The organism is Actinacidiphila sp. bgisy160, assembly GCF_965342435.1.
Lineage (GTDB): Bacteria > Actinomycetota > Actinomycetes > Streptomycetales > Streptomycetaceae > Actinacidiphila.
In genome coordinates this window covers 110671-136876 of sequence record NZ_CBDRCM010000013.1, presented here as the reverse complement: position 1 = coordinate 136876, position 26206 = coordinate 110671, and the positions used below count along the sequence as shown (strand labels likewise).

Here is a 26206-nt window from a genome sequence, read left to right as displayed (position 1 = left end):
CGGGTACTCGCGGCGGCGGAGCAGGCACCGGCCTGCGCCGGCCCCCGCCGCCTCGGCCTCAGCCGGCACAGTGACGTTCGCCGCCCGGTGCGACTTCCCGCTCGCCTTGGATGGCCGGGCCGCGGGGGCCGCGCGGTGCGCAGCATGCGAAGAGGCTGATCGCGCACCGCGCGACCGCACGTCGCGAGCGGGCTGCCGCCGGCACACCCCGGCGGCAGCCCGTGTGCTCCCGGCACCGCCGGCGCGTGCGGGTGGCGGGGTTCAGCAGAACGCGCTCTGAGCGTTGGCGAACGTCTTGAACGCGGCCTGCGTTCCTGACCCGGCCACCCCGTCGATGGCGCCGGTGTAGCCGTAGTGGGCCTTCAACAGCCGCTGCAGAGCGGTCACGGTACCGCTGCCCACGATCCCGTCGATGGCACCGGTGTAGCCGTAGGCGGCCTTGAGGTAGCGCTGGAACGCCTTCCAGCTTTCGGTGCCCAGCTGTCCGTCGAGTGCTCCGGTGTAACCGTAGTTGCCGTACTTCAGCCAGCACTGCACGTACCTGCCCTGTGTGGTGCTCAGGCCCAGGTTGACCACCGCGAGCGGGGTCACGGTGCCGTAGGAGGCGACTGCTGCCGAGGCCGCCGGAGCGGGGGCGGCGCTGCTGGTCGTGGCACCGGCGAGTCCGCCGGCCGCCATCCCGACGACAGCGGTGATACCGACGAGCGCCCTGGTCAGAACGTTGGAACGCATGGGTTCCCCTTCGCGTTGGGTGCGATGCGGTGGGCGTGGGTCCAGGGCGCGATGTCGCGGCCCTGATTGCGGCCGCCGGCATGTCGCCGGGCAGCCGGGAATGAGTCTCTTGTGCTACGGATCAAGCCGCGATGCCTTTCAGGACTCGCCAAAAGGCTCCGGCGAGGTCAGGATCGGTCGGCATGATGCGCTTGGAGTTCACGCCGGCCGACCTGCGCAACATCACGCTCACTGCCCCCGCGGCACTGGAGGAGACCGTCCTCAGCGTGCGCTTGCTGCGGACCGGGCCCACCGGTGGGCTGGGGACGCGCCCGGGGCGTGACCGGTGGTATCAGCGGCACCGCGCCACGGCGGCCGCACGGGCCGGAATCCTTCGTGACCTGGTACCTCGTCAAGGATTCCTGCCCGACTTCTTCATGACGCTGTCGGAAGATCTCGACACCGGCGTCGCAGTGGTCGCGCGGACGCCCGTTGACCGGCTGGCCGCTGACATCGCCCAGCTGCCCATGCCCGTACCTGCCCACGGCCGGCTGGAAGAGCTGGCCGAGGGCACAGCGCAGGCACGACGGGACTTGGCGAGGGACGTGCGGCGCTACTTCGGCTCCGGCCTGGCCGACTGGTGGCCGCAGGTCCAGGCGCAAGCAGCCGCCGACCGGGCACTACGGTCGGAGACACTGCTGCGCGGCGGCGTCGACGGCCTGCTGGCCACACTCGGCACCCGCTGGCGGTGGGAACCCCCGTACCTCCACGTCCCCTGGCCGGGCGGCAAGGGGGTCGAGGTCCCCCTGTGCGGGCGGGGCCTGGTCCTCGTGCCCTCCTACTTCGGGGGCCCGGCGCTGATGTACCGGCCCGAGGACGTCACCGTCCTGGTCTACCCCATGCACGCCGGGGAGTCGGCCGCCGTCAGCACGGACGTGCTCGGCCCCCTGCTCGGACGAACGCGGGCCGCGGTGCTGGCCGCCGTCCGTCATCCCGCCAACACCACCACGGTTGCCGAGCGTGCGGCCGTTTCCCTGCCGTCCGCGAGTCAGCACACGTCAGTCCTGCGCAACGCCGGCCTGATCACCACCACGCGCACCGGGCCGGCCGTACTGCACGCCCTCAGCCCACTCGGCGAAGCCCTCCTGCGCAACGACGCCGCCGCACGCTAGGTCCGGTCGCAGAACGTGGGCGCGGCCCGGATGTCGCCGTCCCGGCACACAGGCGCCGGGCACTGCCGGTCGGGGTTCGCCGACCCTGACGTGGTGAGGTGCCCCCGGGACCAGGACCGGGGGCCTGAGGGCAGCCTCTTGGTCGTACGGCGTCAGACGGTGGAGACGACCTCGTCGTAGGCCAGTCGCGGGTTGCGCGCGAACCACGCGTCCGGACCCGGGTTGCCGATGTTGACGACGGCGAGGACGCTGTGGTCGCCCTCGGGGAAGAACTCCTTGTTGATCGCTTCGGCGTCGAAGCCGGTCATCGGGCCGGCGGCGAGGCCGGCGGCACGGACGCCGATGATGAAGTAGCCCACCTGTAGTGCGGCGTTGAGGGCAGCCGACCGCTCGCGGACCGTGCGGTCGGCGAAGAAGACGTCCTTGGCCTGCGGGAAGTGCGGGAAGACGGTCGGCAGTTGCTCGTGGAACTCGTTGTCGGCGGCGAGCAGGGCGACCAGCGGCGCGGTCTCGGTCTTCTTCTTGTTGCCCTCGGCCAGGTGCCGGACCAGGCGCGCCCGGGCGTCGTCGGAGCGGACCAGGACCATCCGCAGCGGCTGCTGGTTCATGGAGGTCGGGCCGTACTTGACCAGGTCGTAGATGTCCTGGACCTGCTCGTCGGTGACCGGGGTGTCGGTGAAGGTGTTGGCGGTGCGTGCCTCGCGGAAGAGCAGGTTCTGTGCGGCGGGGTCGAGTACGAGCGTCATGGCGGTTCCTCGGGTCGGTGCGGTCGGTGCGGTCGGTGCGGTCCGTACGGTCGGTACGGGTGACGGGAGTGAGGCGCTGCCGGTCCCGGCCCACCGGAACTGGGCGCCCACGCCGAGCAGGTACACGCCGGTGGCGGTGGCCCCCACCAGCCCCCACAGCAGGTGGCCCGACAGGACCTGCGCCAGCAGTGCGCTGAGCACGGCGCCGAGGGCGACCGTGGGCAGGTGCAGAGCGGCCCAGACGGGGCCGGCCGGGGGTGCCGTGCGGGCCAGTGGCCGGCCGGGGCCGCCGTGGGCGGCGGCCCCGACCGCCACGTAGGTGAGCGTGGCGCCGGTGAGCAGCGCCAGCGCCTGTGTGGCGGACGGTGTGTCCCGTGCGGACGTGGTGACCGCGGTGGCCGTCCACAGGGCCAGGGTGTAGCCGTGAGGTGCCGCGCCGGCCGCCACGACGGCCTGGAGAGAGCCGCGGTATCCGTGTGCGGTCGTCATGGTCACTCACTCCCGGAACTGAGCGGAGCGGCCACCGGACCGGTGGCCTGCCCGTCATCAGCATCGGGAGCGGTGGCAGGGGCGGACATCGCCCATTCAAGGGATCTCGGGCCGCCCGCGTCGTCAGGCCCGGCCGGTGCCGGTGCGGGTCCGTTCCATCACCAACCGGGTGAGTTCCACACGGGTGTTGATGCCGAGCTTGGTGAAGACGTGCTTCAGATGGGTGTTGACGGTGTGGACGGACACGTAGAGGCGGTCCGCGATGGCCCGGTTGGTGAGTCCCTCCGCGACGAGCGGGACCACCTTCAGCTCGGACTCCGTCAGGCTCTCCCAGCCGGAGGTGGCGGCCGCGCGGCGGGGCATGCCGGAGGCGCGCACCCCGAGATCCCGCAGGAGACGCCGGACACGTTCGTGGTCGTGCACGGCCCCGCTCGCGGCGGTGAGGCGCGCTGCCTCCTCCAGCGCCTCGACCGCCTCATCGCCACGACCTCGCGTCGCGGCCAGGACCGCGCCCAGGTCCTCGTAGGCCGCGGCCAGCGCCGGAAGACGGCCCCCGAGACGATGCCCGGCGACGGCCGCCCGCAGTGCCGCCGGGTCGTCGTGGAGGAGTCCTTCGATGTGGTCCCGTACGGCCAGGACGACGCTCTGGCCCGCGTTCTCCTCGGCCACGGCTCGTACGACCGCGGCCACCGCCTCGGCCGTCGCCGGGTCCCCGCCGCGCAGTGCCGTGCGGGCCAGCGCCGGCCAGTGGCCGGGGGGCAGCGACAGCAGCCAGGCCGTACGGTCCCCGGCGTGGAAGGCGCCGAGTGCCTCGGCCGCCGCCGCGGCGTGGCCCTGGGCCTGCCGGACGCGGGCGTGGGCGAGCGCCGTCCACGGACCGTAGGGCGTGCCGCCGGGTGTGGACGCCGCCGCGGCCCGCAGATGGGCCGCGGCCTGGGTGACGTCGCCGTGGGCGGTGCCGACCAGGGCCAGGACGGCGCGGGCGAGGGGCACCGCGCGGGCCGTCTCCAGCTCGGCGGCGACGGTGAGGCAGGCTTCGGCCTCCACGGCCGCGTCGTCCAGGGCGCCGCCTTCCAGCAGGGCGATGGCCCGGCAGGCGTGCCAGTGGGGAAGCGACCACCCCAGGCCCAGGGATTCGGCGGCGCGCCGGCCCTCGCGCAGGACCCGCGCGGTGTCCTCCAGCCGGTCGGTGGACATCAGGACGATGGCGAGCCACAGCGCCGGGATGCGGGGCGGCCGCAGCCGCAGGCCGTCGGCTGTCGTGGCGGCGCGCCGTGTGGCGTCCTCGGCGAGTTCGAGGGCACGGGTCAGCCGGCCGCGGTAGAAGGCGGTCTGCGACTGGAAGACCACGGCGCTGACGACGACGGCCGGATCGGCGCTGCGGTACGCCGCCTCGACCAGCCCGGTGTCGGTCTCCTCGGCCGCCGCGATCTCGCGGCGGTGGATGTGGGCGGTCGCCTTGGCCTTGAGCAGGCGGACGCGCAGGTCCTCGGGCAGGCCGGGCAGCCGCAGGCCCTGCCGAAGGTGGGTCATCGCGGCCGCGTCGTCGCCCGCCGCCTGGTGGATCTCGCCGCCGACCAGCCGGAGCGCCGCCTCCTGGGCGGGTGCCGGCCCGTCGGAGATCGTCGCGTCGACCAGTTCGAGCGCCTCGTTGACCCGCCGGGTCCAGCCGAGGAGTTCGGCGGCGTGGGTCAGCAAATCCACGCGCCGCGGGTCATGGGCGGGCAGCAGGTCCGCGGCCTGGCGCGCGAGGTCGGCGGCGGATCCGGGGACGGTCCGGGACAACTCCCGGACCGCGGTGGTCAGCGTGTGCACGGAGGCGTCGTCGATGGTTCCGCCGGCGAGGACGAGGTGCCAGGCGATCTCCGCCCGGTCCCCGCCGCCGTCGCGCAGCGCGTCGGCCGCCTCCCGGTGCAGGGCCACGCGCACCGGCAGCGGGAGGTCGTCGTGGACGGCCTGCCGGATGAGGTCGTGCCGGAAGGCGAATCGGCGGTCCGCGCTGACCAGCAGCTGCGCGCCCAGGACGCTGTCCACCGCGGACAGCAGCCCTCCGGCCGGCTTGCCGAGCATTTTGGCGACGGTGCCGAGGTCGAACGTGCGGCCCAGTACCGAGCCGATCCGCAGCAGATGCCGTGCGTCCTCGGGGAGCCGGTCCAGCCGCTCCCGGACGCTGCGCCGGAATCCGGCGGGAATCTCCTCGGTCAGGGCAGTCGCGGTGCCGCCGTGGATCCCGACCGCGTCGGCGTCGCGCAGCGAGTGCAGGAGTTCGATCGCCAGGAAGGGGTTGCCCGCGCTGCCGTCCAGCAGCCGGGACAGGGCGGGCGTGGGCGTCGCCCCGAGGACGTCCGCCGCCAGCTGCCGCAGAGCCGTGGGCGGGAGCGGCCCGAGGGCCAGTGTCCGGGCTCCCCGGTCGCGCAGCGTCCGGCTCATCCGGGTGACGTCGGCGCGTTCGGCGCCCGAGCGTACGGCGATCACCCACAGGACCCGGGACGCGGCCAGCCGGCCGGGCAGCGTCCGCAGGGCGAACAAGGTGGCCGGGTCCGCCCATTGGGCGTCGTCGACGAGCACCGCCACCGGGGCGCGCTGCGAGCGCTCCTCCAGGGCGTCGGTGATGCCGTCCAGCAGCCACAGCCGCCGGTCGCCCGCGACGTCGGGGGCCCGGCCGGCGCCGGCGGCGGGGCCGTGCACCGCGGAGTACAGCGCGGCCAGCGGGGCGTACTGGTCGAGCTCGTCGGCCCGTACCCACAGGACGTCGAAGCCGGCCGCGCCCGCCAGCTCGGCCAGGTGGCTCAGCAGTCCGCTCTTGCCGGTACCGGACGCGCCCTCCACGAGCACGCACGTGCCCTCACCGCGGAGTACCCCGTCCAGGGCCGCGCGCAGGGCGGCGATCTCGTCGTCGCGGCCCCTCAGGTGGGGGGAGTGCGTCGTCCCGGAGACCGCATCGTGCATGCCGCAATCGTGCCGCACGGACCCGGCCCCCTCAATGTTGGGGAGCCTGTGACCGGCGGTTTCACCCGGGGTGATGTGCCGCGGAGGGGCTCGCTCTCACCCTGTTGGGGCGCAGGCTGCCTCCGTCCAGACCGCGTGTCCCGGAAAGGAGCACGACGTGCGTACAGGCAAGGAATACCTGGCGGCGCTCGACGACGGCCGGAAGCTGTGGGTGGGCGACGAGCTCGTCGACAATGTCGCCACGCACCCGAAGACCAGGGCGTACGCCCGGCGGATCGCCGAGTTCTACGACCTGCACCACCGCCCGGACCTTCAGGACGTCATGACGTTCGTGGACGAGGACGGCGTCCGGCGGTCCATGACGTGGTTCCGGCACCGCAGCAAGGACGACCTCAAGCGCAAGCGGCGCTACATCGAGACCGTGCTGCGTGAGCTGGGCGGCGGCGCCACCCCGCGCACCCCCGACGTCAACAACTACGTCCTGCTGACGTACGTCGACGACCCGGAGCCGTGGAGCAGCCAGGCCGTGGGCACCGGAGGCCGGGACCTCACCGAGGGCATCCGCGACTTCTGGGAACTGGTGCGGGACGGCGACCTCAACACGACGCCGGCTTTCGTGGACCCGCAGACCGACCGATCCCGGGAGTCCGCCCAGGCGGAGTCACCCGCGCTGCGGATCGTGGACACCTCGGACGAGGGCATCACCGTGCGGGGAGTGAAGGCCATCGGCACGGGCGCGGCCTTCGGCGACTGGATCCACATCGGGGTGTTCTACCGCCCGGGCATCCAGCCGGAGCAGGTCATCTTCGGCGCGGTGCCGCCCAACGCGCCCGGCGTCACCATCATCTGCCGGGAGAGCAACGTCCGCGACGGCGAGGACGTCGAGCACCCGCTCGCCTCGCAGGGCGACGAGCTGGACAGCGTCATCCTCTTCGAGGACGTGCTGATCCCCTGGGACCGGGTGTTCCACATCGGCAACCCCCAGCACGCCGCGCTGTACCCGCAGCGCGTCTTCGACTGGCTGCACTACCAGGCGCTGGTGCGGCAGATGGTGCGCGCCGAGCTGATGCTCGGTCTGGCCCTGCTGATCACCGAGCACATCGGCACCTACCAGCTGCCGCCGGTGCAGGCGCGCATCTCGCAGTTCGCCGGGTTCCACCAGACCCTGAAGGCGCATGTGCTCGCCTGCGAGGACGAGGGTTTCACCACCCCGGGCGGCCTGTACAAGCCGAACGTCCTGATGTTCGACTACGGCCGGGCGTACTACCTGGAGAACATCGCCCGCATGGTCAACGAGGTGATCGACCTGGCCGGCCGGGCGTCCCTGATCTTCCCCACCGAGGGGCAATGGCAGCGTCCGGAGCTGCGGCCGTGGCTGGAGGCACTGCAGACCGGCCCGGTGGGCAGGCCGCACGACCGGCTGAAGATCAGCCGGGTGATCCGCGATCTGTTCCTGTCCGACTGGGGCGACCGCATCAGCACCTTCGAGAACTTCAACGGCACGCCGCTGCTGGCGATCCGCACGCTCACCATGAAGCGCGCCGAGCTGTCCCCGAGCGGGCCGATCGCCGACCTCGCCCGGAAGGTGTGCGGTATCGACAGCGCCGCCGAGGAGCAGGACACCGCGTACACGGCGCAGGCGGACTACGCCCGCCGGCAGGACGCCTCGTAGCCGGTGCCGGGCCCGGGCTGCAGCACACCGCACTCCCGGGCCCGGGCCACCGCGCCGCTGCGGCTGTGCGTGCCGAGCTTTCGGAAGACCGCACTGACCTGTGTCTTCACCGTGTTGCGGGACACGTGCAGCTCGGCGGCGATCTCCCGCAGCGTCAGCGGACCGCACAACGCGCGCAGGATCCGGCGCTCCCCGGGGGACAGATCCTCCGCCCGCGGCAGCGGGGCGGCCGGCGCGGGCCGGGCCGTGCGCAGGCGCTCCAGCAGACCGCCGAGTACCTCCGGAACGGCACCGCCTGACCCGGGGGCGGGCAGGGGTACGGTGCCGCGAAGGCCGCGCGGCAGACCTGACGCGATGACACCGGCCAGGGCCCGCAGGTGCGGCTCGCCGCCGTGGACGGTTCCCGCGAGTGCCGTCGTCGCGCCGGCCAGAGCCTCGGCGGCCTCGGCGCGGTCGCGGTCCTCCAACAGCAGCCCCGCCCGGCACAGAAGGGCGGGTGCGGCGACGAAGTGACCGGTCAGACCCTCGCCTCGGGCCGTGTCCAGCGCCTGTTCCACCAGGGTGCGCGCCCGTTCCGGGTTGCCGGCCAGATACGCGCACAGCGCCCGCGAGCCCAGGGCGCGGACCAGCACCAGCGTGTGCCGCGCGCCGTGCGCGTCGCGGACCGCCTCGGCCAGGCGGGCGTCCGCCTCCGCCATGTGCCCCTGCCACAGCAGTGCGGTGCCCTGGGCGACACAGGCCAGCGCCCGCCACGCGGTGAGCGCGGAAGGACCGCCCGCGTCCTCACCGTAGAGCAGGACCGGGTTTTCCCCGCGCAGACAGCGGACGAGGGCATCGGCCACGGCCGCGGCCTGCGGCACCGTGCCTCCTTCCCCCACGGAGCCCGGCTCGAACGGCCGGGCTCGCGCCACGTCGAGCCAGCGCTCCGCGGCCTCGGGGTCGCCCTCGCACAGCGCGGTCATCGCCGCCACGACACACAGCCGTGCGTCGGTACGGACCGCGCGGGCGGGCAGCATGCCGAGCCACCCTGCGACGTCCGCGGTCCGGCCCGCGGCGAGCGCCTCCTCCCAGGCCCGCAGGACGGTCGTGACCGCGTCAACGGAGTCGCCGGCCCGCACGAAGTGCCGTACGGCGGGAGTCGTCCGGTGCTGCTCGCGGTACCAGAGCGCGGCCGCGCGGTGCAGCGCCGCGGCCCCGCCGGGCTGCTCCGCGGCCAGGACCCCGGCCAGCACGGAACGCAGCGCCCGGTGGTGCCGGTACGCCCCCTGACCAGTGCGGGAGGGCACGAGCAGCTGAACGGTCCGCGCGAGTTCCCGCAGCAGCACTCCGGCGTGGTCGCTGCCCGTGACGGCGTGGCAGGACCCCGGGCTCAGCTCGTCCAGGACGCTGGTCCGCAGCAGGAAGGCGCGCTGCTCGGTGGTGAGCCGGTCCAGGACCTCGGTGCCCAGATAATCGGCGAGGGCGCGGGCCCCGTCGCCGACAGGCGCTCCGCCCTCGGAGGCGGCGCGCGTGCGCGCCAGGATGCACAGGCCCGCCGCCCATCCCTCGGTCAGCTCGTACAGCTCGCGCAGCGTCCGCTCGCCCACCGGGCCGCCGGACCGGCTCGCCAGCAGGGCGGCCGCCTCCCCGGGAGTGAAGCGCAACGCGTCCGCACCGAGGTCGGCGGCAAGCCCCCGGGCGCGCAGCGCCGGTACCGGTGCCCCAGGGAGATGACGGGTGGCCAGGACGGCCCTCATGCCGTCGGGCAGCGCGCTCAGCAGGTCCCCCAGGCAGCGCAGGGCCGCGTGGTCGGTGAGCCCGTCCACCCCGTCCAGCACCAGGGTGAGCGGCGATCCGTCGGCCAGCGCCGCCAGGATGCGGGGCAGCAGGTCCTCGACCCAGACCTCCAGCGTCCACGCCCCTGAGGGCGGGGGAGTGGGCAGCCCGGGCCGGAACGGGCGCAGTGCCGTGAGGATCCCGGCCCACAGCCGCGCCGGGGTGTTGTCGTACGCGTCCAGCTCCAGCCACGCCACCCGGCTGTCCCGGGCCCGGAGGGCGCGGACCCATTCGGCGAGCAGCACGCTCTTCCCGGCGCCCGGCGGCGCCGCGACGACGACCACGGGTTCCGCCGCGGCGTCCAGGAGGCTCAGCAGCCGCGGCCGCGGCACGAACTGCCGTGGCCGCGCGGGCGGGTGGAGCTTGTACGCGGGGATGGTGTGCACGGAGCCTCCCACCGGGGCCGGACGGTTCGGGGTCCCCCGGTGCCCGGCGAGCACGTCACGGCACCGGGCACCGGGGGGACTTGAGGAGGTCGCGGTGGTACGCGACCGCTCGGCGGGACCTAGCTCATGACGCCGAATCCGCCGGCGAAGTAGAGCAGCGGACGGGCCTGCGTCTTGTGCTCGAAGTGCCGGACGTCACCGACGAAGATGGTGTGGTCGCCGCCCGGCAGGGCCTGGGAGACGTCGCAGACCATCGCGGCGATCGCGTCCTTGAGCACCGGCACTCCGTGGTCCTCGTCGACGGCCACGCCGGCGAAGCGGTCCGGCACCGGGGCGGAGAAGGTGCGGGCCAGGTGTTCGCAGTCCTCGCCCAGGACGTTCACGGCGAAGCGCCCGTGCTCGGCGATCGCGGTGCGGGTGAACAGATGGTTTCCGATGCACACGATCAGCTGCAGCGGGTCCAGGGACAGCGCGGAGACCGCACTGGCCGTCATGCCCACGGGGGCGCTTGCGGTCCGGGTGGTGATGACGCTGACCGCCGTGGCCAGGCGTCCCATCGTGGCGCGGAAGGCGACGGTCATGTCGAGGGTGTCAGTCATGGGAGACCTCCGATGAGGAGTGAGCCGAGCCCTGGTGGACGTGGTGAACTGTGCGCCGCCACCTGTTAATGCCGGGGAAACCGCACCGTGGCCGGGGGTTCACGCCTCATCGGCGCAGCCGCTCGACCAGGCGTCTCATCTCCTCCGACGGGCGCACGCCGAGATCGGCCATGGCCCGCAGGTAACCCCGGTACAGGTCGAGGAGTTCGTCGTCGTCGCCGGCGGCCTCCGCGCCGGCCAGCGCCAGCCGCCAGGCCTGCTCACGGTACGGATCACGGGCCAGCGCCGCCCCCGCCAGCTCACGGGTCTCGCGGATCCGGCCCAGGCGCAGGGCGACGGCGCCGGCGTCGACCTGTGCCTGGGTGAGGGCCGCCGCCAGCTCCTCGCGCCGGGCGTCCAGCCACGGGGTGGAGACGCCCTCGAAGTACGGGCCGGCCCCCGCGGTCCGCAGTGCCCGCAGCAGGGTGTGGAGCCGGTGTTCGCCGTCCTGCCTGCCGGCCTCGGCCAGCAGGCGCCGGAAGCCACCCGAGGAGCCCGCCGCGGACGCCTCGGGCGTCAGGCGGTAGACGTCACCCTCCTGCACGAGCGCCATCCCTTCGGGAAGCACCTCCCGCAGCCGGTACACCGCCTGCCGCAGGTAACTGCGCCCCGCGGCGTCGCTCCGGCCGGGGAACAAGCAGTTCAGCAGCGTCGCCCGCCGCGCGGTCGCGGCGGGCCTGGTCAGCAGGAACGCCAGCAGTTCGGTGCTCTTGGCCAGACGCGGATGGACCTCCCGCCCGTCCGCGGACAGCCGGACCACCCCGAACTCCTCGAGCACCAGCCGTGGTGCCGCCGGGGCGCCGAGCGCCCGGCCCGAGGACAGCGCCGCCACCAGTTCGTGCCACGCCGAGGAGTGCGACGGCTCGGCGTCCGCCCTGCGCACGGCGACCGCAGGCACGTCGTCCAGCGCCTGCAGCAGCAGATGGCGGCCGCCCTGGGCCGCGGCGACCTCCAGGGCCAGGTCGGCCGCGGCGTCGGCGGCCTCCGCGTCGCCGGCACGCCACATCGCCTCGCTCAGGTAGACGGCGGCGGTGGGCAGTTCGAGCAGCCGGTCGCCCGCGGTCATGGCGCCGACCGTGTCGGTCAGTTCGCGGGCGGCTTCCAGGTCCCGCCCCGCCAGGAGGAGTTGAAGCCCGTACCAGGTGCCGGCCAGTTCCCTCGTGAAGGCATAGCGGGAGCTGCCGCGGCGGGCCGCCGCGGCCAGCGCCCGGGCGGCCCGCGTCAGGTCGCGGTCGAGCCGCAGGGCCAGCTTCGCCTCCAGCAGGAGGCTGAGGATCTCGTACACGCGTGAGCCGGTCGCGGCGATGGCCGGACGTCCGGCCTCCAGCGACGTCCAGGCCTCCTCGCGCCGTCCGAGGTCGGCCATCAGCTCCACGCCGTCGATGGCCGTCAGCCACACCGGCCGGGGCCCGTCGCCGAGCGAGGCGTACATGTCGCCGGCCTGGGAGATGCGTCCTGTAGCGCGCAGCGCCGCGACCGTCCAGGGGGTGCCGGTGGCACGGTGCCAGGCGCCGTACGGAGCGGGATCGCCCTGCAGTCCGGCGAGCCGGCCGCCCGTGTAGGCGATGCGCATCAGCATGACCTCGACCGGGCCCGTGGCGTCGGCCCGCAGCTCCGGGAGCGGGGTGAGGGAGCCGCCGTCCGCGAGGGACATGAGGGCCGCGGCGATGTCGCGGTGACGGCCGGGGGGCATGACGCGCAGCATCCGCCGGGCCTCGTCGGTCCTGCCCGCGTGCCAGAAGCACCACACCAGCAGCGCCAGGTCCTCGGTGCCGCCGGGCTGTTCGGGCAGCCGGCCCCACCAGGACGGTCCGTGGTGGTCGGCCAGCCGCAGCCCGCGCCAGCACTGTTCGCGGCCGAACGCGACGCGCAGCGCGGCGGAGGCGAGCCCCGGGGCGGGCGGTCCGGGGACCGGTCGCATCCGGTCGAGCCAGCTCTCCGCCGTGGCCAGGTCCAGCCGGTCCAGGATGCCGGGCAGGACCTGTTCGGCGCCGCGCCGGGCCGCCGCCGACTCTCCGGCCATCAGCAGCTCCGTCACGGCTTCCTCGTGACGGCCCGCCGACTCGAGCAACGCGGCGTGCCGGCGCCTCAACTCGCGCCGGGCGCCCTCCTCCATGGCGTCGGCGCGCCTGCGCAGGTAGTGGCGGAACCGCGGCAGCACACGCACACGCGTGCCGTCATGGGACCAGGTCAGCGGCAGCCGGCGGTGGCGCAGTGAGGCCATCACCCGGTCCGGGCCGGACAACCCGAGCGCGTTCGCGGACTCGGCGGTCACCTCGTCCAGCACGCTGGTGGCGACGAGCAGTGCCACCTCGTCCTCGGTGAGCTGCCGCAGCAGGCCGGCGGAGATGAGGTCGAGCCTGCCGGCCGGGGCCGTGGGATCCGTCGCCCACCAGTCGTGCAGGACACCGGTGACCCAGCCCCCGGTGGCCCGCACCCGGAACCGCGCCTGGCCGTCGAGTCCGGCGGGGCGCAGGGCGCGGGCGGCCTCGGGGACGTCGAAGGCGAGGTCGGTGTCGTCGAGGAACGCGACGCGATGGACGTCGCCGAGACCGCCGAAGCCCTGTGGCGGCTCCGCTCGGCTGACGAGCACCAGTCGCAGCCCCGGGGGCGGTTGCGCGACGAGCGCGGTGAGCGCGTCCTTCGCGGTCGCGCGGCCCGCGATGTGCTCCAGCCCGTCGACCACGAGAACGGGTGGCCCCGCGCCCGCGGCGCACACCGCCACCGCCTCCGCCACCCGGTCGCGAAGCGCTTCCCCCGCGCCGTCCCCGGCGGGGAGGCCACCCAGGGGGATCCAGGCGGCCGGGCCCGGCAGAGCCCGTGCCGCCTGGAGGACCGCGGTGGTCTTGCCCGCGCCGGCGGAGGCCGCGACGAGCAGCACCGGATGACCGGCCAGCGCCTGCAGGATGCGGCGGGTCACCCGCGGCCGCGGGACGACGTGCGCCGGCAGGTCCGGCAGTGCCGGGAGCCGCCCGTCAGGAAGGCCGCGGGTCATGAGCCGACCGTCCCGGCTCGAGCACGAAGGTGTGACGGAGCAGCGTGTACGGCTCGTCGGTCCGCGTGCCGTACGGGCCGGTGCCGGCCGGGTGGCTCGCGTACTCCGCCACCAGCGACTGCTTGACGCCGAAGACCGGGTCCTGGTCGAGGTACAGGTCGTCGGAGGGGAACAGCATCGTGGTCACGCGCTGGAAGCCCTCGGCTGCGATCACGACGTGCAGATGCGCGGGCCGCATGACGGACCGGCCGGTGGCCCGCATCAGCTCGCCCACGGGCCCGTCGTCCGGGATGGGGTAGCTCGACGGGCGGATCGAGCGGAAACGGAAGCGGCCCTCGCCGTCGGTGCGCAGCAGGGCCCGCATGGCCGGGTCGGACAGGCCGGGGACGTCCACGTCGTAGTGGCCGTCCGCGTCGCTGTGCCAGACGTCGATCCCGGCGTCCGCGACCGGCGTGCCGTGGTCGTCGGTGACCAGTCCCTCGAAGAACAAGGGCGTGCCGGGCAGTCCGCCGGATATGTCGGCGCCGTCGGCCGCCTGCGGACGGTCGTCGCGGAAGAAGGGGCCGAGGACGCTGTTCTGCGTCGAACCCGCCGTGCGCCGGTTGCCGAGCGCGTCGACCAGCATCGTGATCCCCAGCACGTCGGAGAGCAGGATGAACTCCTGCCGGGTGGGGGTGCACATCTGTCCCGTGCGGGTGAGGAAGTCGATGCCGCGCGCCCACTCCTCCTCCGTGAGGCCGGTCTCGCGGACGAAGTCGTGCGCGTGGCGGACCAGGGCCTGGAGGATCTCGGCGAGGCGGGCGTCCTTCGCGTCGCGGACGGCGGCGACGACCGCCTCTGTGATGCTGCTGTCGGTGAGGTCACGCATGACGGGCTCCCATCGGGTCGGAGGAAGGGCCGAGGACGGCCCGGGCCGGCGGTTCCCCGGCCCAGGCGCGCCGCAGGAGGTCGTGAACGGCGTCCCGGTGCACCGGCCGCGGGTTCCAGTAGCCGTCGCTGACGATCAGGTCGGCGGCCTTCCCGATGCCGGACTCGGGCATGCCGAGGTCGCGCAGTGCCCGGGGTGCGCCGACACCGCCCGCGAAGTCGAAGACCGCGGCGGCGGGGTCGGGACCGGGCAGCGCCCGGCCGATCCGGGCCATGGCCGCCGCGGCCGCCGGAGCGTTGTAGGCGATGACATGGGGCAGCACGACGGCGTGCGTCTGCGCGTGCGGCAGGTCGAAGGAGCCGCCCAGGACATGGCACACCTTGTGGTGCAGGGCCATGCCCACGGTGCCCAGGCAGGTCCCCGCCAGCCAGGCCCCGTACAGTGCGGTGGCGCGCGCTTCGGTGTCGGCGGGATCCCGCAGGATCGCCGGCAGCGCCTCGGCCAGGGCGTCCAGGGCCTCACCGGCGGCGAGGAAGGCCAGCGGGTCGCCGTCCTGCGCGTAGAGCGCCTCCGCGGCGTGGGCCATGGCGTTGAGGCCACTGACCGCGGCGACGTGCGGCGGCAGGGTCAAGGTGAGGTCGACGTCGTACACGACCGTGTCCAGCAGGATCTCGGGCAGCCGCCGGGTGGTCTTCACCCCGCCCTGGGTCTCGCCGAGGATCGGCGTCATCTCCGAGCCCGCGTAGGTGGTGGGAAGCGCGAGGTGCGGCAGCCCGGTCCGCAGTGCGAGGGCCTTGCCGAGCCCGATGGTCGAGCCGCCGCCGACGGAGACCAGGCAGTCCGCGTCGGCGGCCCGGACCGCGGTGAGCGCCTTCTCGGTGACCGCCACGGGTGTGTGGGCCGCCGCCTGGTCGAAGACGCCGGCGGTCAGCGGGCCGAGGAGTTCGCCCACCTCGCGGGCCTGGCCGGTCTGTCCGGGGGTGCACAGCACGAGGGCCCGGCCGCGTTCCAGCGCCCGGACCTCGTCGGCGAGCCTCGCGCGCGTTCCGGTGCCGAAGACCACTTTCGTGATCTGTCCCCTGTGCACGAACGACTTCATGATTGCCCCTCGCATATCCTTTACCGGAAATGGAGTCTCATCGGCGGCGCGGTGATGCGTCAATGAATGTTCCGAGCGATTGTGCGCGGGTCGAGTCGATTACCGCATTCATGCGACGAACGGCTGGGCTCCGGCATCCGGGGAGCGGGGCGAACATCACCCATACTGGTGATGCGCGCGCCGCGAGGGCCGTCAGCGGGCGTCCTGGGACAGTGGACCGGGCGAGCGCCGCGTGGGGCACCGGAAAGCGCCGGCTCGCGGGAACGGCAATTGCGTTGTGCGGCGCAATTCGACAATACGGCACTTCGCGGGCAGGCCTGGGTGAGCCGCTTTTCCGGCGGTCGGGGCGTCGTGGGCCTCCGCCCTGGTCGGGGCGCGTACGGGGTGCGCGCGGCGTCCCGCATGCGGGCCGCGTCCCGGCTCGGGGGAGCGCCGAACTGGCGGCGGTACTCACGGCTGAACTGCGAGGGGTTGTCGTAGCCGACACGTTGCCCGACTCCGGTGACGTCGCCCGGGTGACCGCCAGGCCAGGAATGGGAGACCGGCTGGTCGCGATCCCGCTGACCGGCCTGAACGAGGGCAGCCCCGGCGCGAGCGAACACTGCGTCGTCTACCTCGTCTCCCGTTCCGCGTCGGCCCCTGACGTCGTCCACGTCACCGAGGGGTGGACCAGCGAGGAGGACCACCACCGGATCTTCGCCGGCGCGGCGGCCCAGGCCATCGTGGCGCGGATCGACCGACCGCTCGCCGCGGAGCCCGCTTACACCGACTACGTCCCGGTCCGGGGCAAGGCCGCCCGGCCGGATCGTCGTCGCCGGTGCCAGCGCGGGCGGCGGACTGGCCGCCGGGGTCGCCCTGCTGGCCCGCGACCTCGGCACCCCGGCGATCGCCGCGCGGATACTGATCTGCCCCATGCTCGACCACCGCAACAACAGTGAGTCCAGCCGCCAGTTCTCCGGCGGGCCCGCCGTGTGGTCGCGCGAGATGAACGAGTTCGGCTGGCGCGCCGTCCTGGGCGACCTCACCGGCGACGAGGTGGCCCTGCACGTCTCGCCCGCGCTGGCCGACGACCTGTCGGGCCTGCCGGCCACCTACATCGACACCGGCTCCGCCGAGGTCTTCCGTGACGAGGACACCGACTACGCCACCCGCATCCGGGCGGCCGGCGGCCAGGCCGAACTCCACGTATGGGCAGGCGGCTTCCACGGCTTCGACGCCCTCTACCCGCAGGCGCGCATCTCGGCCACGGCCCGCCGGACCCGTACCGACTGGCTCGCCCGGCTCCTGTCCCCGAACGGCACCGCATAACGCCCCGAGGTCCCGGCTGACGGGCGAGGCGACGGGCTGATGCCCGCCGCCTCGCCAAGGAGCCGGCCGGCCTACGGCCGGTCAGGCGTCGGCGATCGGCCCGGTGCCCAGGCGGACGTTGTCGATCGCCCAGAACCAGTTGTTGCCCGCGTTGAATATCCGGAAGCTGACCTTCGCCGACGTCGCCCCCGCGGGGATGGGGCAGGACAGGAGGACGAGCCGGTTCTCCTGGTCCTGACCCAGGTTGGTGTTCCCGGACGTCGCGCTGCTGTAGTGAAGCAGCCGGACCGGGTCGCCGGTGTCGAACGCGACCGTGACCTCGGCCTCCTGCGGGCTCTCCTGCCGGTAGTGGGAGTCGAAGCCCAGGTGGAGGGTGGACGTGCCCGAGGGGATGGTCACGGCGGGGGTGGTGAGCGTCGAGTCGAACCGGCCCCGGCCGGACGGGCTGCCGGTGTCGTCCCAGTCGTCGGGGTCGGCCACGGCCACCACGCCGAGGGCCCGGCTGAAGTCGGGACGGTCCTGCCCGGCGGGGAACCAGAACTGCTTGGACAAAAAGCTCCAGCCCTGCAGCTCCCGCGTACCCAGGGGCATGGTCGGCGCGTTGGTGACCGTCCAGCCGTCGGGGGCGGTCCGGGTCCAGCCCAGCAGGCCGGGCCGGCTGAGATCGGCCGCAGCGACGAGCGCGGGGGCGACGGACTCGAAGTCCTCCGCGAGCAGATAGCCGCTCATGGCGGGCCCCGTCCTGGCGGGCAGGGACGCGGAAGCCTCCGTCTCGCCGCCGTTCAGCTTCGCCGTCACGGTCACCTTGAGACTGCCGGAGACACGCGCGGCGGAGGCGGGCGCGACGACGTCCCAGGCCATCGACGCCGACGAGCGGGCCGGAACCGACGCCGGGGCGCCGCCCTTGACGGTGGCGGTCCAGCCCTCGGGGAGTGCGGGCGTGGCCGCCAGTCCGGTGAGCGGCGCGACGCCGGCGTTGATGACGGTGGCCGTCACGGTGACCGGCCCGCCCGGCGTGAGCACGGTCCCGTCGGTACCCGGAGAACTCGCCGGACCGGTGAGCGCGACGCTCATGGCCGGGGCGACCTTGGCCAGGACACGGGCGTCGGCGATCCTGAGCAGCCCGTCGTCGGCGTGCGCGGCGACGACCAGCCGCCCGGCGGCGGCGTCCCCGGTGGGCGTGACCGTGAAGCGCACGTCGGCCGAGTCGCCGGCCCGCAGTGCGGTCGGTGCGCCTGCGGTCCGCCGGACCGTCCAGCCGGCCGGGGCGAGCAGGGCGACGGAGAGGGCGTCGAGCCGCCGGCCGCCCTGGTTCCGCACGGTGACCACGACATCGGTCGGGTTGCCCTGCGCGAACGGCGTGTCCAGGGACGGCAGCGCCGCCGGCAGGCTGATCGCCGCCGCCAGGGCGGGGGCCGTGCCGGTCTCCGGGTCGGTGATGCCGGGCTTGCCGTCGGCCAGGCGGCCGGTCATGCGGCGCAGGAAGGACGGATCGTCCCGGTCCACGACCACCACGTCGTACCAGCCGTGGTCCGCGAGGTCGAGGTGCACCGTGTGGGACTTGCCGGGCTTGACCGTGACGGTCTCCACGCGGTCGCCGTGCGAGCGGGAGTACACCGACTCACCGACGAGGAACGTACGGGTGTGGGGGGAGGGGTTGGAGCACACCACCGTCACCCGGCCGGGTGCGGGATGCTCGACGAGGTACGCCTCGCCGCCCACACCGGCGCCGCGCAGCTCCCACACCGACCATCCGGGTGCGTGGACCTGCAGGTCGTAGCCGTCGGCGCCGAACTCCACCGTCCCGGTCGCGCTCTCGCCGGCGGCCACGGTCCAGGCGCTTGGAGCGGTGCCGTCGCCGGGGTAGGCCGTGAACGTGGCACCGGCGCCGCCCTCGTTGCCGAGCCGCAGCCGCACGGCGGCGCCGGCCACCTCCGCACGCAGGGAGAGCCGGTACGGGGAGCGGCGCGTCCGGCGGGTTCCGGACTCCTGGTCCGGGAGCGACTGCTCCTTGGGCGGTACGGGGTTCCACCGGCCGACCGGGGCCGGCACCTGGCCGGGCTGCTCCACCTCGGGCTGCCGGTGGGCGCGGTCGAAGTCGAAGGCCGAGGTCAGGTCACCGAACACGGTGCGTCGCCAGGCGCTGATGTTGGGCTCGTGGACACCGGTCCACTTCTCCAGGAACCGGATGACCGAGGTGTGGTCGAACGCCTCCGAGCTGACGAAACCGCCCACCGTCCAGGGCGACACGACCGTCATCGGCACGCGCGGGCCGGGACCGACCGGGCTTCCCTTGTACCAGTCCTCGCTGTTGCCGGAGTCCGGCTTCGGCGCGACCGGAGCGGGCACGTGGTCGAAGTAGCCGTCGTTCTCGTCGAAGTTGACGAACAGCACCGTCTTGGACCAGGTCTTCGGGTCGCCGGCGATGGCGTCGAGGAGGTCGTAGACGAGATTGGCGCTGCCGACCGGGGTGGAGCTGCCGGGGTGCTCGGACAGCGCCGCCGTCGGAACGATCCAACTGACCTGCGGCAGCGTGCCCTTCTTGATGTCCGAGGTGAGCCGCTGGACGAGGGTGTCCGGCTCGGAGCGGAAGGCGCCCCGCAGGAACAGCTGCCGCTCGGCCTTGGTCAGCGCGTCGACGCCCTGCTGGAACTGCGCCAGCGCGGCCTTGCGCTGGTCCGCGGTCTTGTCCCACAGGCCGTCGTAGAACTGTTCGGTGGTGGAGTACTGCCCGCTGACCTCGGCCAGGACCTTCCGGCCGATCTCCTTCCAGGGCCGGAAGTACTCCACCGCGTTGTCGGTGAAGTTGTCCCACTCCTGGTAGATCTGCCAGGAGACGCCGGCGGCTTCCAGGCGCTCGGGGTACGTCGTCCAGTCGTAGCCGGCGTGCTTGTAGTCGTACGCGGCGTTGGTGAGGGCCCGGTCGGCGCCGTCCGGCTCGTAACCGGTCGTGCCGGTCCACAGATAGTTGCGGTTGGGGTTGGTCGAACCGTAGACGGAGCAGAAGTAGGAGTCGCAGATGGTGAAGCGGTCGGCCAGTTCGTACTGCAGCGGGATGTCGTGCCGGTCGTAGAAGGCCATGGTGCTCTGGCTCTTCGCGGCGATCCAGTTGTCCCACCAGCCGTTCCCCCGGGCCTGGTTGGCGTCGGAGAATCCGTGCGCGAGCGAACCCAGGTACTGGATGTCGCTCTCGGGACGGTTCGCGTCGACCGCCGCCCGCCGGGCCGAGAACGGCAGCACGTCGCCACCGCCGGGCCGGGGCTGTTCGAAGACGCTCGCCCCGCTGGGCAGACGCAGCCGGGTACGGTCGCCGAAGCCGCGCACGCCCTTGAGCGTTCCGAAGTAGTTGTCGAAGGAACGATTCTCCTGCATCAGGATGATCACGTGCTCGATCGCGCCCATCCCGCCGCGCGGCATGGGCGCGGCCATCGCCTGGTGCAGCGACGGGGGAAGGAAGGAGAGGGCGGTTCCACCGGCGAGGGCGCCGAGAACCTTACGGCGGGAAACGTCAGACATGCCCGGAGGCTAGGTCGCCTCCGCCGCGCGGCGTAACCCTACGTGACGGATCTTCGTCGAGCGTTCACCGAGCGGCACCGGATGTTCCCCTCCCGGCCCGCCCGACGGCCACGTTGGAGCTCTCATGACGGTCGACGCCCTGATCGCCGGCCGATGACCGCGGAGCGGCGTCGTCACCGCGGCGACCGCGCCGTGAGCCGGTCTCATCACGGCACGGGCGACTTCCGGGCGGCGTTGGTCCACGTCCGTACGACCACGGCGGATGCCGGGGGCCGGGCCCCCGGCACCCGCCGTGGTCGTACGGGTGGGCGTGCCTACCCGGCGATCCGGTAGGCGCGTTCCACCGTCTGCCGGACCGTGTTGCCCGCCTTGTCGGTGGCGGTGACGCGCAGGGTCACGTACGCGCCCTCGCGCCGGTCGCCGGGTCGTTCGATGGTGGCGGTGAACCGGTTGTGGCCGCGGTCCTTGATGCGGACCTGCCCGTTCCAGCTCTTGCCGTCGTCGAAGGAGGCCTCGACCTTCAGCTCGACCCCGGTGGGGGCGGCCAGCCCGTCCTGGTTCCTGACGGTCAGGCCGAGGTCGTGCCGCTTCCCGCCGCGGACGGCGTTGTCGAGGTCGGCGGGGACGCCGTAGTCGACCTGGAGCAGCGGCAGCAGCGTTTCCCCGGCCGCGGTGTCCGAACGGAAGGTCCAGGACGTGGAGGTCCTCGTACCGGTCTGCCAGAACTCGGTCTCGCGCTCGGTCGTCAGGTCCAGGCGGTAGTCGGCCGCTCCGGACGGGACGGAGAAGTTCCCCCACGCGCCCGCGGCCTCGCTGACCTTCGTGCCGTCGCGGTAGAGGACTGCCGCCACGGTGTCCCCCTGCGAGTAGGACGGGTCGTCCATCGTGCCGGGCGCTGCGGTCCGCCCGCCGATGCCTCCCCCGAAGGAGGCGACCTGCCTGCGGCCCCAGTGGCCCGCCACCGCGTCGGTGTACTCCGGGATCGCCACGCTGAGGATGTCGCCGTTCCGGACGGCCGGACGGTTCCAGCCGCGCGGGATGGACGGCCGCACCACGGCCTTGTACCACTCCTCGGTCGCCTTCTCGCCCGTCTTGAAGGTGCGCGGGGTGTCACGCAGGCCGGACTGGAGCGCCCCGCCGTAGAACAGGTCGGGACCGGTCATGAAGGCGACGTCGTGCATCCACTGCGTGTCCCCGGAGGTGACGTACTCCGTGCGGGCCTTGCCCGTCGGCGCCCAGCGCGAGGTCTCCCAGGCGACCTCCGTGTACGGGCGCCAGCTGAAGCGCTGCTCGCTGGTCCAGTGCAGCGCGCCGTTGTTGGCGTAGGAGGCCTTCACCCGCGCGGTGTTGCGGTCGGTGACGGTGTACGTCACGTCCTGCGGGATCTGCTGCCGCCAGTTCGCCGTGATGTCGTACAGGTACGGGCTCTCGACCGTCCCGGAGACGTCGATGACGGCCTTGTGCGTCTCCATGTACTGCAGCAGCTTGGCGCCGTCGTCCCCGGTCATCCGGATGACGGGCACGGCGGAACGGGTGTCCATCGGCTTCCAGCTGGTATAGGCGAGGAATCCCCGGGGCAGGACGATCGCGACACCCTTCGCGCCCGCCTTCGCGGCCGTCTCCGCCAGGTCGTACCCGTCCATCGCGTAGTCGTCGCGGATCACCGCGAGCTTGCCCCGCACGGTGGCGGGCCGCAGGTCCGGCTTGTCCCTCGTGCCGGCGTCCACCGCGACGAGCCGCTCACCGTCGGGGTCGAACGGCGCGGACTGCTTGGCGTAGAACGACTCGAGGCCGAAGTCCGCGCCGCGCACCTCGGTCACGAGGTCGGGAGCGGTCATCTCCCAGCGGGAGTTGAACTCGAACTCGCCCTCGGTGACCTTGGACGTGGGATTCACCCACAGGTCGACGTCCCCGCCGCCGTCCTCGTAGTAGACGCCCATGGTCTGCTCGACGCCGTCGATCTTCCGGTACATCTGGTAGGTCAGGTTGTTGCGCCGCTCGGCGGGCTTGGGCGTGCGCACCCGCACCGGCTTGGTCTCGCGCGCGTCCAGGGTGACGGTGGTGTCCTTGGTGACCTTCACCTCGGGGTTGACGACCTGGAACACCCGGACGCCGTCGCCGCCGTCCTCCGCCAGCGTGCCGCCGACCAGGTAGGTGCCCTCCTCGACCTGGGCGACCCCCATGTCGGTGAACTGGACCTCGGTGTCGCCTCCGAAGACGTCGAGCAGCGCCCACGCCATGGGTTCTCCCTCCAGTCCGAGGGAGTCGACGGTCAGCTTGTGCATCGGGGCGCGCACCCACAGGCTGAGCGTGCTGTGGACCGAGACGCCGCCGGCGGACGTCGCCGTGACGTAGCCGTAGTAGGAGCCGCGGCCCGCCTTCGACGGGTCGACGCCGACCGGAACCTCGACGGTCGCACCGGGGGCGATGCGGACGGTGTCCGCACCCAGCGTCAGCGCCTGCGCGGGGAGTTCCTTGCCGCCCTTGGCCGTCAGCGCGGCCCGCAGGCTCAGCGACACCTCGTCGCCGGAGTTGTTGGTGTAGCGGACCACGCCGGCCCGCTGTACCGGGGATCCGCCCCGGTCGAACGGGCCGAGGATGATCGTGGCGGTGGCGGTGACGGGGGAGGTGAAGGCGGCCTTGACGTCCACGCGGCCGCCGCCCTGCTCGGTCGGCACCTGCCCGGACACCGTGTGGGACGTGCTGACCAGCGCGTCCTTGAGCTGCTCACCCGTCCAGCCGGGATGCTGCCCGGCCAGCAGCGCCGCCGCACCCGCCACATGAGGCGTAGCCATCGACGTGCCGCTCGCCGCGACGTAGTGGTCGTCCACCGGGTCGCCCATGGTCGTGCCGGCGGCCCGCGCGGCGACGATCCCGACGCCCGGAGCGGTGATGTCCGGCTTGGCCGCCTTGTCGCCGAAGCGCGGGCCCCGGCTGGAGAAGGAGGCCAGCGAGTCGTCGCGGTCCACGGCGCCGACGGTGAGGGCGGCGTCGGCCGCGCCGGGCGAGCCCACCGTCAGCTCGCCGAGCTCGCCGGCGTTGCCCGCGGCGACGACGAACAGCGCGCCGCTGCTGCGGGAGATCTCGTTCACCGCCAGGCTCATGGGGTCGGTGCCATCGGTCTGCATGTCCGCGCCGAGGCTCATGTTGACCACCTTGGCGCCCTGCGTCGCGGCCCACTCCATGCCCGCGATGACCTGGGACTCGCTGCCGGAACCGCTGTCGCCGAGCACCTTGCCGATCAGCAGGTCGGCGCTGGGCGCGACGCCCTTGCGCAGGCCGCTCGAGGCGGCGCCGCTGCCGGCGACGGTGGCGGCCACATGCGTACCGTGACCGAAGTGGTCCTGGGTCGAACCGCTGTCGCTGAAGTCCTTCGCCTCGCTGACCCGGCCCGCCAGGTCCGGATGTGTCTGGTCGGCGCCGGTGTCCAGGACCGCGACCTTGACGCCCTCGCCGTGGAAACCGGCCGCCCACGCGGCCGGCGCGTTGATCTGCGCGGTGCTGCGGTCCAGCGTCGGACGCACCTTGTGGTCCAGCCAGATCCTCGGCGTCGCCGCCGTCACCTTCGCCATGGACGCATCGGCCGCGGGCACGAGCTGCTTCCAGAACGCGGCAAGATCCTGGTCCGCCACGCGCAGCGCCTGGGCATCGATGCTCGGCAGCTGCCGCGGTCCGGCGTCGTCGGCATGGAACTGGGCGAGTGCGTCCGCCTTCCTGGCCGCAGGCGCCGAACTCCCCGGCGCGGAGACAATCAGCGGCAGGGCGTCGGCGTGCGCCTCGTCGTATCCCTGGGCGACCAAAGAGGTCACGTCGAAGAGACCGGCGTCCAGCCGCCCGGTGCGGACCAGCGTCGCCGCGTCGGAGGGCAGCACCGTCAGGGCGCCGCCCTTCTCGGTGATCTGGAAGACGACCCTGTCACGGCCCGGCGCGTGCTGCACCGAGGCGGTCTTCTTGCCGTTCGGCGCGTCGCTGACGGTGACCCGGTCGCCGGTGATCAGGCGCACGGTGGTCGTACGGTCTTGCGGCGCCGGCGTTCGTGCCGCGGCCCCCGAGGGGGGCTGCGCGGAGGCGGGCACGATCGCACCCGTCGCCACGGTCGCCGACATCGCTATCACCGCCCAGAGGCGGATCCGTCTCATCGGTGTCTGCATCCCTTCTGTCATCCCGGCGTCCGGGCACCGAACCGCCGTGAGCGAAGGCCCATGTACAACTGCGGTTCACAAGCCGTTCGGAATCATCGGAATCATCCGTTGGGCGAACAGACCTTGTCAGCGATCCCGCCTGGCACAACTGGGCCATGTCACAACGACGCCATGCCCGCCCGCACCACCTTCACCGGCATTTGGCCACGTTGGGGCGTTCTGAGCTGCCGGCCGGGACGGTGAGGGCGGCGATCCGTTAATTCAGGTGACTGACAAGACGGCCTTCCATAGCATCGGTCGCTGCCGTTCTGTCCTCTCGTCCCTGGTCGGTCACCGCGTGAAATCCCTGATCCCCGGCGTACTGCGCGATGAACCGCAGTTCGCCCGCCTGTTCATCGGGCAGTCCCTGTCCGTCCTGGGCGACCGTGTGTCGTTCGTGGCAGTGCCCTTCGCCGTGCTCTCGGTGGGCGGGTCCGCGGCCGACATCGGACTGGTGGCCGCCGCGGGACTCGTGCCCATGCTGCTGTTCACCCTGGTGGGCGGCGTGTGGGCGGACCGCTTCCGGCGGCACCGCATCATGCTTCTCTCCGACGTGGTGCGGTTCGTCACGCAGGGTCTCATCGCCGTGCTGCTGCTGACCGGCGCTGCCGAGGTCCGGCATCTCGTCCTGCTGCTGGTCGTGTTCGGCACGGCGGACGCGTTCTTCCTGCCCGCCTCCACCGGGTTGCTGCCACTGGTCGTCACGTCCGGCCGGCTGCGAGAGGCCAATGCCCTGCGGGGTTTCGTTCAGTCGTCCGGACTGGTGCTCGGCCCCGCCGTGGCCGGTGGCCTGATCGCCTTGGCCGGCCCCGGCGGCGCACTGGCTCTGGACGCCCTCACCTTCGCGGTCAGTGCCGCGTTCCTGGCCCGGCTCCGACCCCGCGCCACGGAGACCGGGACCACGCAGGACGCCACCGCGAAGACGTTCCTCGGGGAACTGCGCGCTGGTTGGGACCAGGTGCGCACCAGGACGTGGGTGTGGTCCGGCATGGCGGCCATCGCGGTCTACCACGTCGTCGTGCTGCCGTCGGTGTTCGTGCTGGGACCCGTCCTGGCCGAGGACGAGTGGGGTGGTGCGGCAAGCTGGTCGGTGGTGGTCGCGGCCTTCGGTATCGGCGCCGTCGTCGGAGACGTGTGCGCCTACCGGCTCAGGATCGCGCGCCCCATGGCTGTGGCTGCCGCGGCGCTCGCCGTGGCCTCCTGCCAAGCCGTCATCATCGGCAGCGGCGCGTCCCTCGCCCTGATCGCGATCCTCGAAGCGGTCACCGGCGTTGCCGTCTCCCTCTTCTTCGTCCTGTGGGAGACCACGCTGCAGACACACGTGCCGGAGAGTGCCCTGTCCCGCGTGAGCTCGTACGACTACCTGCTGTCGGAGGGCCTCATGCCGCTCGGTCTGGCACTCGTCGGCCCGGTGTCCGAGACCCTGGGCGTGCGGCCGACCCTGTACGCGATGACGATCATTGCCGTCCCGGCCACCGCCGCGCTGCTGTGCGTGCCGGCGGTACGGCGTCTCCCGGGGACCGCGGGCGTCGCCAGTGGCACCGGTGGCATCCACTCGGCCCCGGAGGCCAACGCCAACGTGCTGTGAACCCGGGCGCCAAGACGCCCCTGAGCCGGTCGATTCCGGTGCGGAACCGGAACACCCGCAGGTGCGTCGGAGT

13 protein-coding genes and 3 pseudogenes are annotated in these 26206 nt (G+C 73.2%); 5 read left to right on the top strand and 11 right to left on the bottom strand.

Going from position 1 to position 26206, the window contains the following annotated elements:
* Positions 1–261 precede the first annotated feature (261 nt).
* Complete coding sequence (locus tag ACRWNP_RS14120) at positions 262–732, bottom strand: peptidoglycan-binding domain-containing protein (protein WP_431961527.1); 471 nt, start codon at positions 730–732, stop codon at positions 262–264.
* A 182-nt stretch (positions 733–914) separates the two neighbouring features.
* Here ACRWNP_RS14120 and ACRWNP_RS14115 point away from each other — a divergent pair, with 182 nt between their 5' ends.
* Positions 915–1883, top strand: a complete 969-nt coding sequence (locus ACRWNP_RS14115; RefSeq protein ID WP_431961526.1) for an ArsR/SmtB family transcription factor — start codon at positions 915–917, stop codon at positions 1881–1883.
* Positions 1884–2035: 152 nt separating this feature from the next.
* Here ACRWNP_RS14115 and ACRWNP_RS14110 read toward each other — a convergent pair whose 3' ends face one another.
* Positions 2036–2629 carry a malonic semialdehyde reductase gene (locus ACRWNP_RS14110; protein WP_431961550.1) on the bottom strand — a complete coding sequence of 198 codons (594 nt, stop codon included), beginning with the start codon at positions 2627–2629 and terminating at the stop codon, positions 2036–2038.
* A 612-nt stretch (positions 2630–3241) separates the two neighbouring features.
* Positions 3242–6067, bottom strand: coding sequence for a helix-turn-helix transcriptional regulator (locus ACRWNP_RS14105; protein ID WP_431961525.1), 2826 nt, complete (start codon positions 6065–6067; stop codon positions 3242–3244).
* Between the two features lie 157 nt (positions 6068–6224).
* On the opposite strand from ACRWNP_RS14105, the gene ACRWNP_RS14100 reads away from it, so the two are divergent.
* Positions 6225–7739, top strand: coding sequence for a 4-hydroxyphenylacetate 3-hydroxylase family protein (locus ACRWNP_RS14100; RefSeq protein WP_431961524.1), 1515 nt, complete (start codon positions 6225–6227; stop codon positions 7737–7739).
* Here the strand turns inward: ACRWNP_RS14100 and ACRWNP_RS14095 are convergent.
* The 6 genes and pseudogenes from ACRWNP_RS14095 to ACRWNP_RS14070 form a co-directional block, all read right to left on the bottom strand.
* Positions 7712–9940, bottom strand: a complete 2229-nt coding sequence (locus ACRWNP_RS14095; RefSeq protein WP_431961522.1) for a LuxR C-terminal-related transcriptional regulator — start codon at positions 9938–9940, stop codon at positions 7712–7714. The two genes, ACRWNP_RS14100 and ACRWNP_RS14095, sit on opposite strands and share 28 nt — an antisense overlap.
* A gap of 119 nt (positions 9941–10059) precedes the next feature.
* Positions 10060–10539, bottom strand: a complete 480-nt coding sequence (locus ACRWNP_RS14090; protein WP_431961521.1) for a flavin reductase family protein — start codon at positions 10537–10539, stop codon at positions 10060–10062.
* A 106-nt stretch (positions 10540–10645) separates the two neighbouring features.
* Complete coding sequence (locus ACRWNP_RS14085; protein WP_431961520.1) at positions 10646–13573, bottom strand: BTAD domain-containing putative transcriptional regulator; 2928 nt, start codon at positions 13571–13573, stop codon at positions 10646–10648.
* Entirely contained in the window at positions 13554–14441 is an 888-nt protein-coding gene (locus ACRWNP_RS14080) for a dioxygenase (RefSeq protein WP_431961519.1), read from the bottom strand. Before ACRWNP_RS14080 ends, ACRWNP_RS14085 begins: the two co-directional genes overlap by 20 nt.
* Positions 14434–15540 (bottom strand): maleylacetate reductase, encoded by a 1107-nt coding sequence (locus ACRWNP_RS14075; protein ID WP_431961518.1) that lies wholly within the window; start codon positions 15538–15540, stop codon positions 14434–14436. Before ACRWNP_RS14075 ends, ACRWNP_RS14080 begins: the two co-directional genes overlap by 8 nt.
* Positions 15541–15920: 380 nt before the next feature.
* A pseudogene (locus tag ACRWNP_RS14070) lies at positions 15921–16058 on the bottom strand (AraC family transcriptional regulator); the annotation flags it as partial.
* Between the two features lie 15 nt (positions 16059–16073).
* Between ACRWNP_RS14070 and ACRWNP_RS14065 the strand changes: the two are divergent.
* Positions 16074–16337: pseudogene (locus ACRWNP_RS14065) on the top strand (putative quinol monooxygenase); the annotation flags it as partial.
* Positions 16336–16848: pseudogene (locus ACRWNP_RS14060) on the top strand (alpha/beta hydrolase fold domain-containing protein); the annotation flags it as partial. The pseudogenes ACRWNP_RS14065 and ACRWNP_RS14060, both read left to right, overlap by 2 nt.
* 81 nt (positions 16849–16929) lie before the next feature.
* Here ACRWNP_RS14060 and ACRWNP_RS14055 read toward each other — a convergent pair.
* Positions 16930–20364, bottom strand: a complete 3435-nt coding sequence (locus tag ACRWNP_RS14055; protein WP_431961517.1) for a phosphocholine-specific phospholipase C — start codon at positions 20362–20364, stop codon at positions 16930–16932.
* Between the two features lie 314 nt (positions 20365–20678).
* Positions 20679–24503 (bottom strand): S8 family serine peptidase, encoded by a 3825-nt coding sequence (locus tag ACRWNP_RS14050; protein ID WP_431961516.1) that lies wholly within the window; start codon positions 24501–24503, stop codon positions 20679–20681.
* Positions 24504–24843: 340 nt separating this feature from the next.
* Between ACRWNP_RS14050 and ACRWNP_RS14045 the strand changes: the two genes are divergently transcribed.
* Entirely contained in the window at positions 24844–26133 is a 1290-nt protein-coding gene (locus tag ACRWNP_RS14045) for an MFS transporter (RefSeq protein WP_431961515.1), read from the top strand.
* Positions 26134–26206 lie beyond the last annotated feature (73 nt).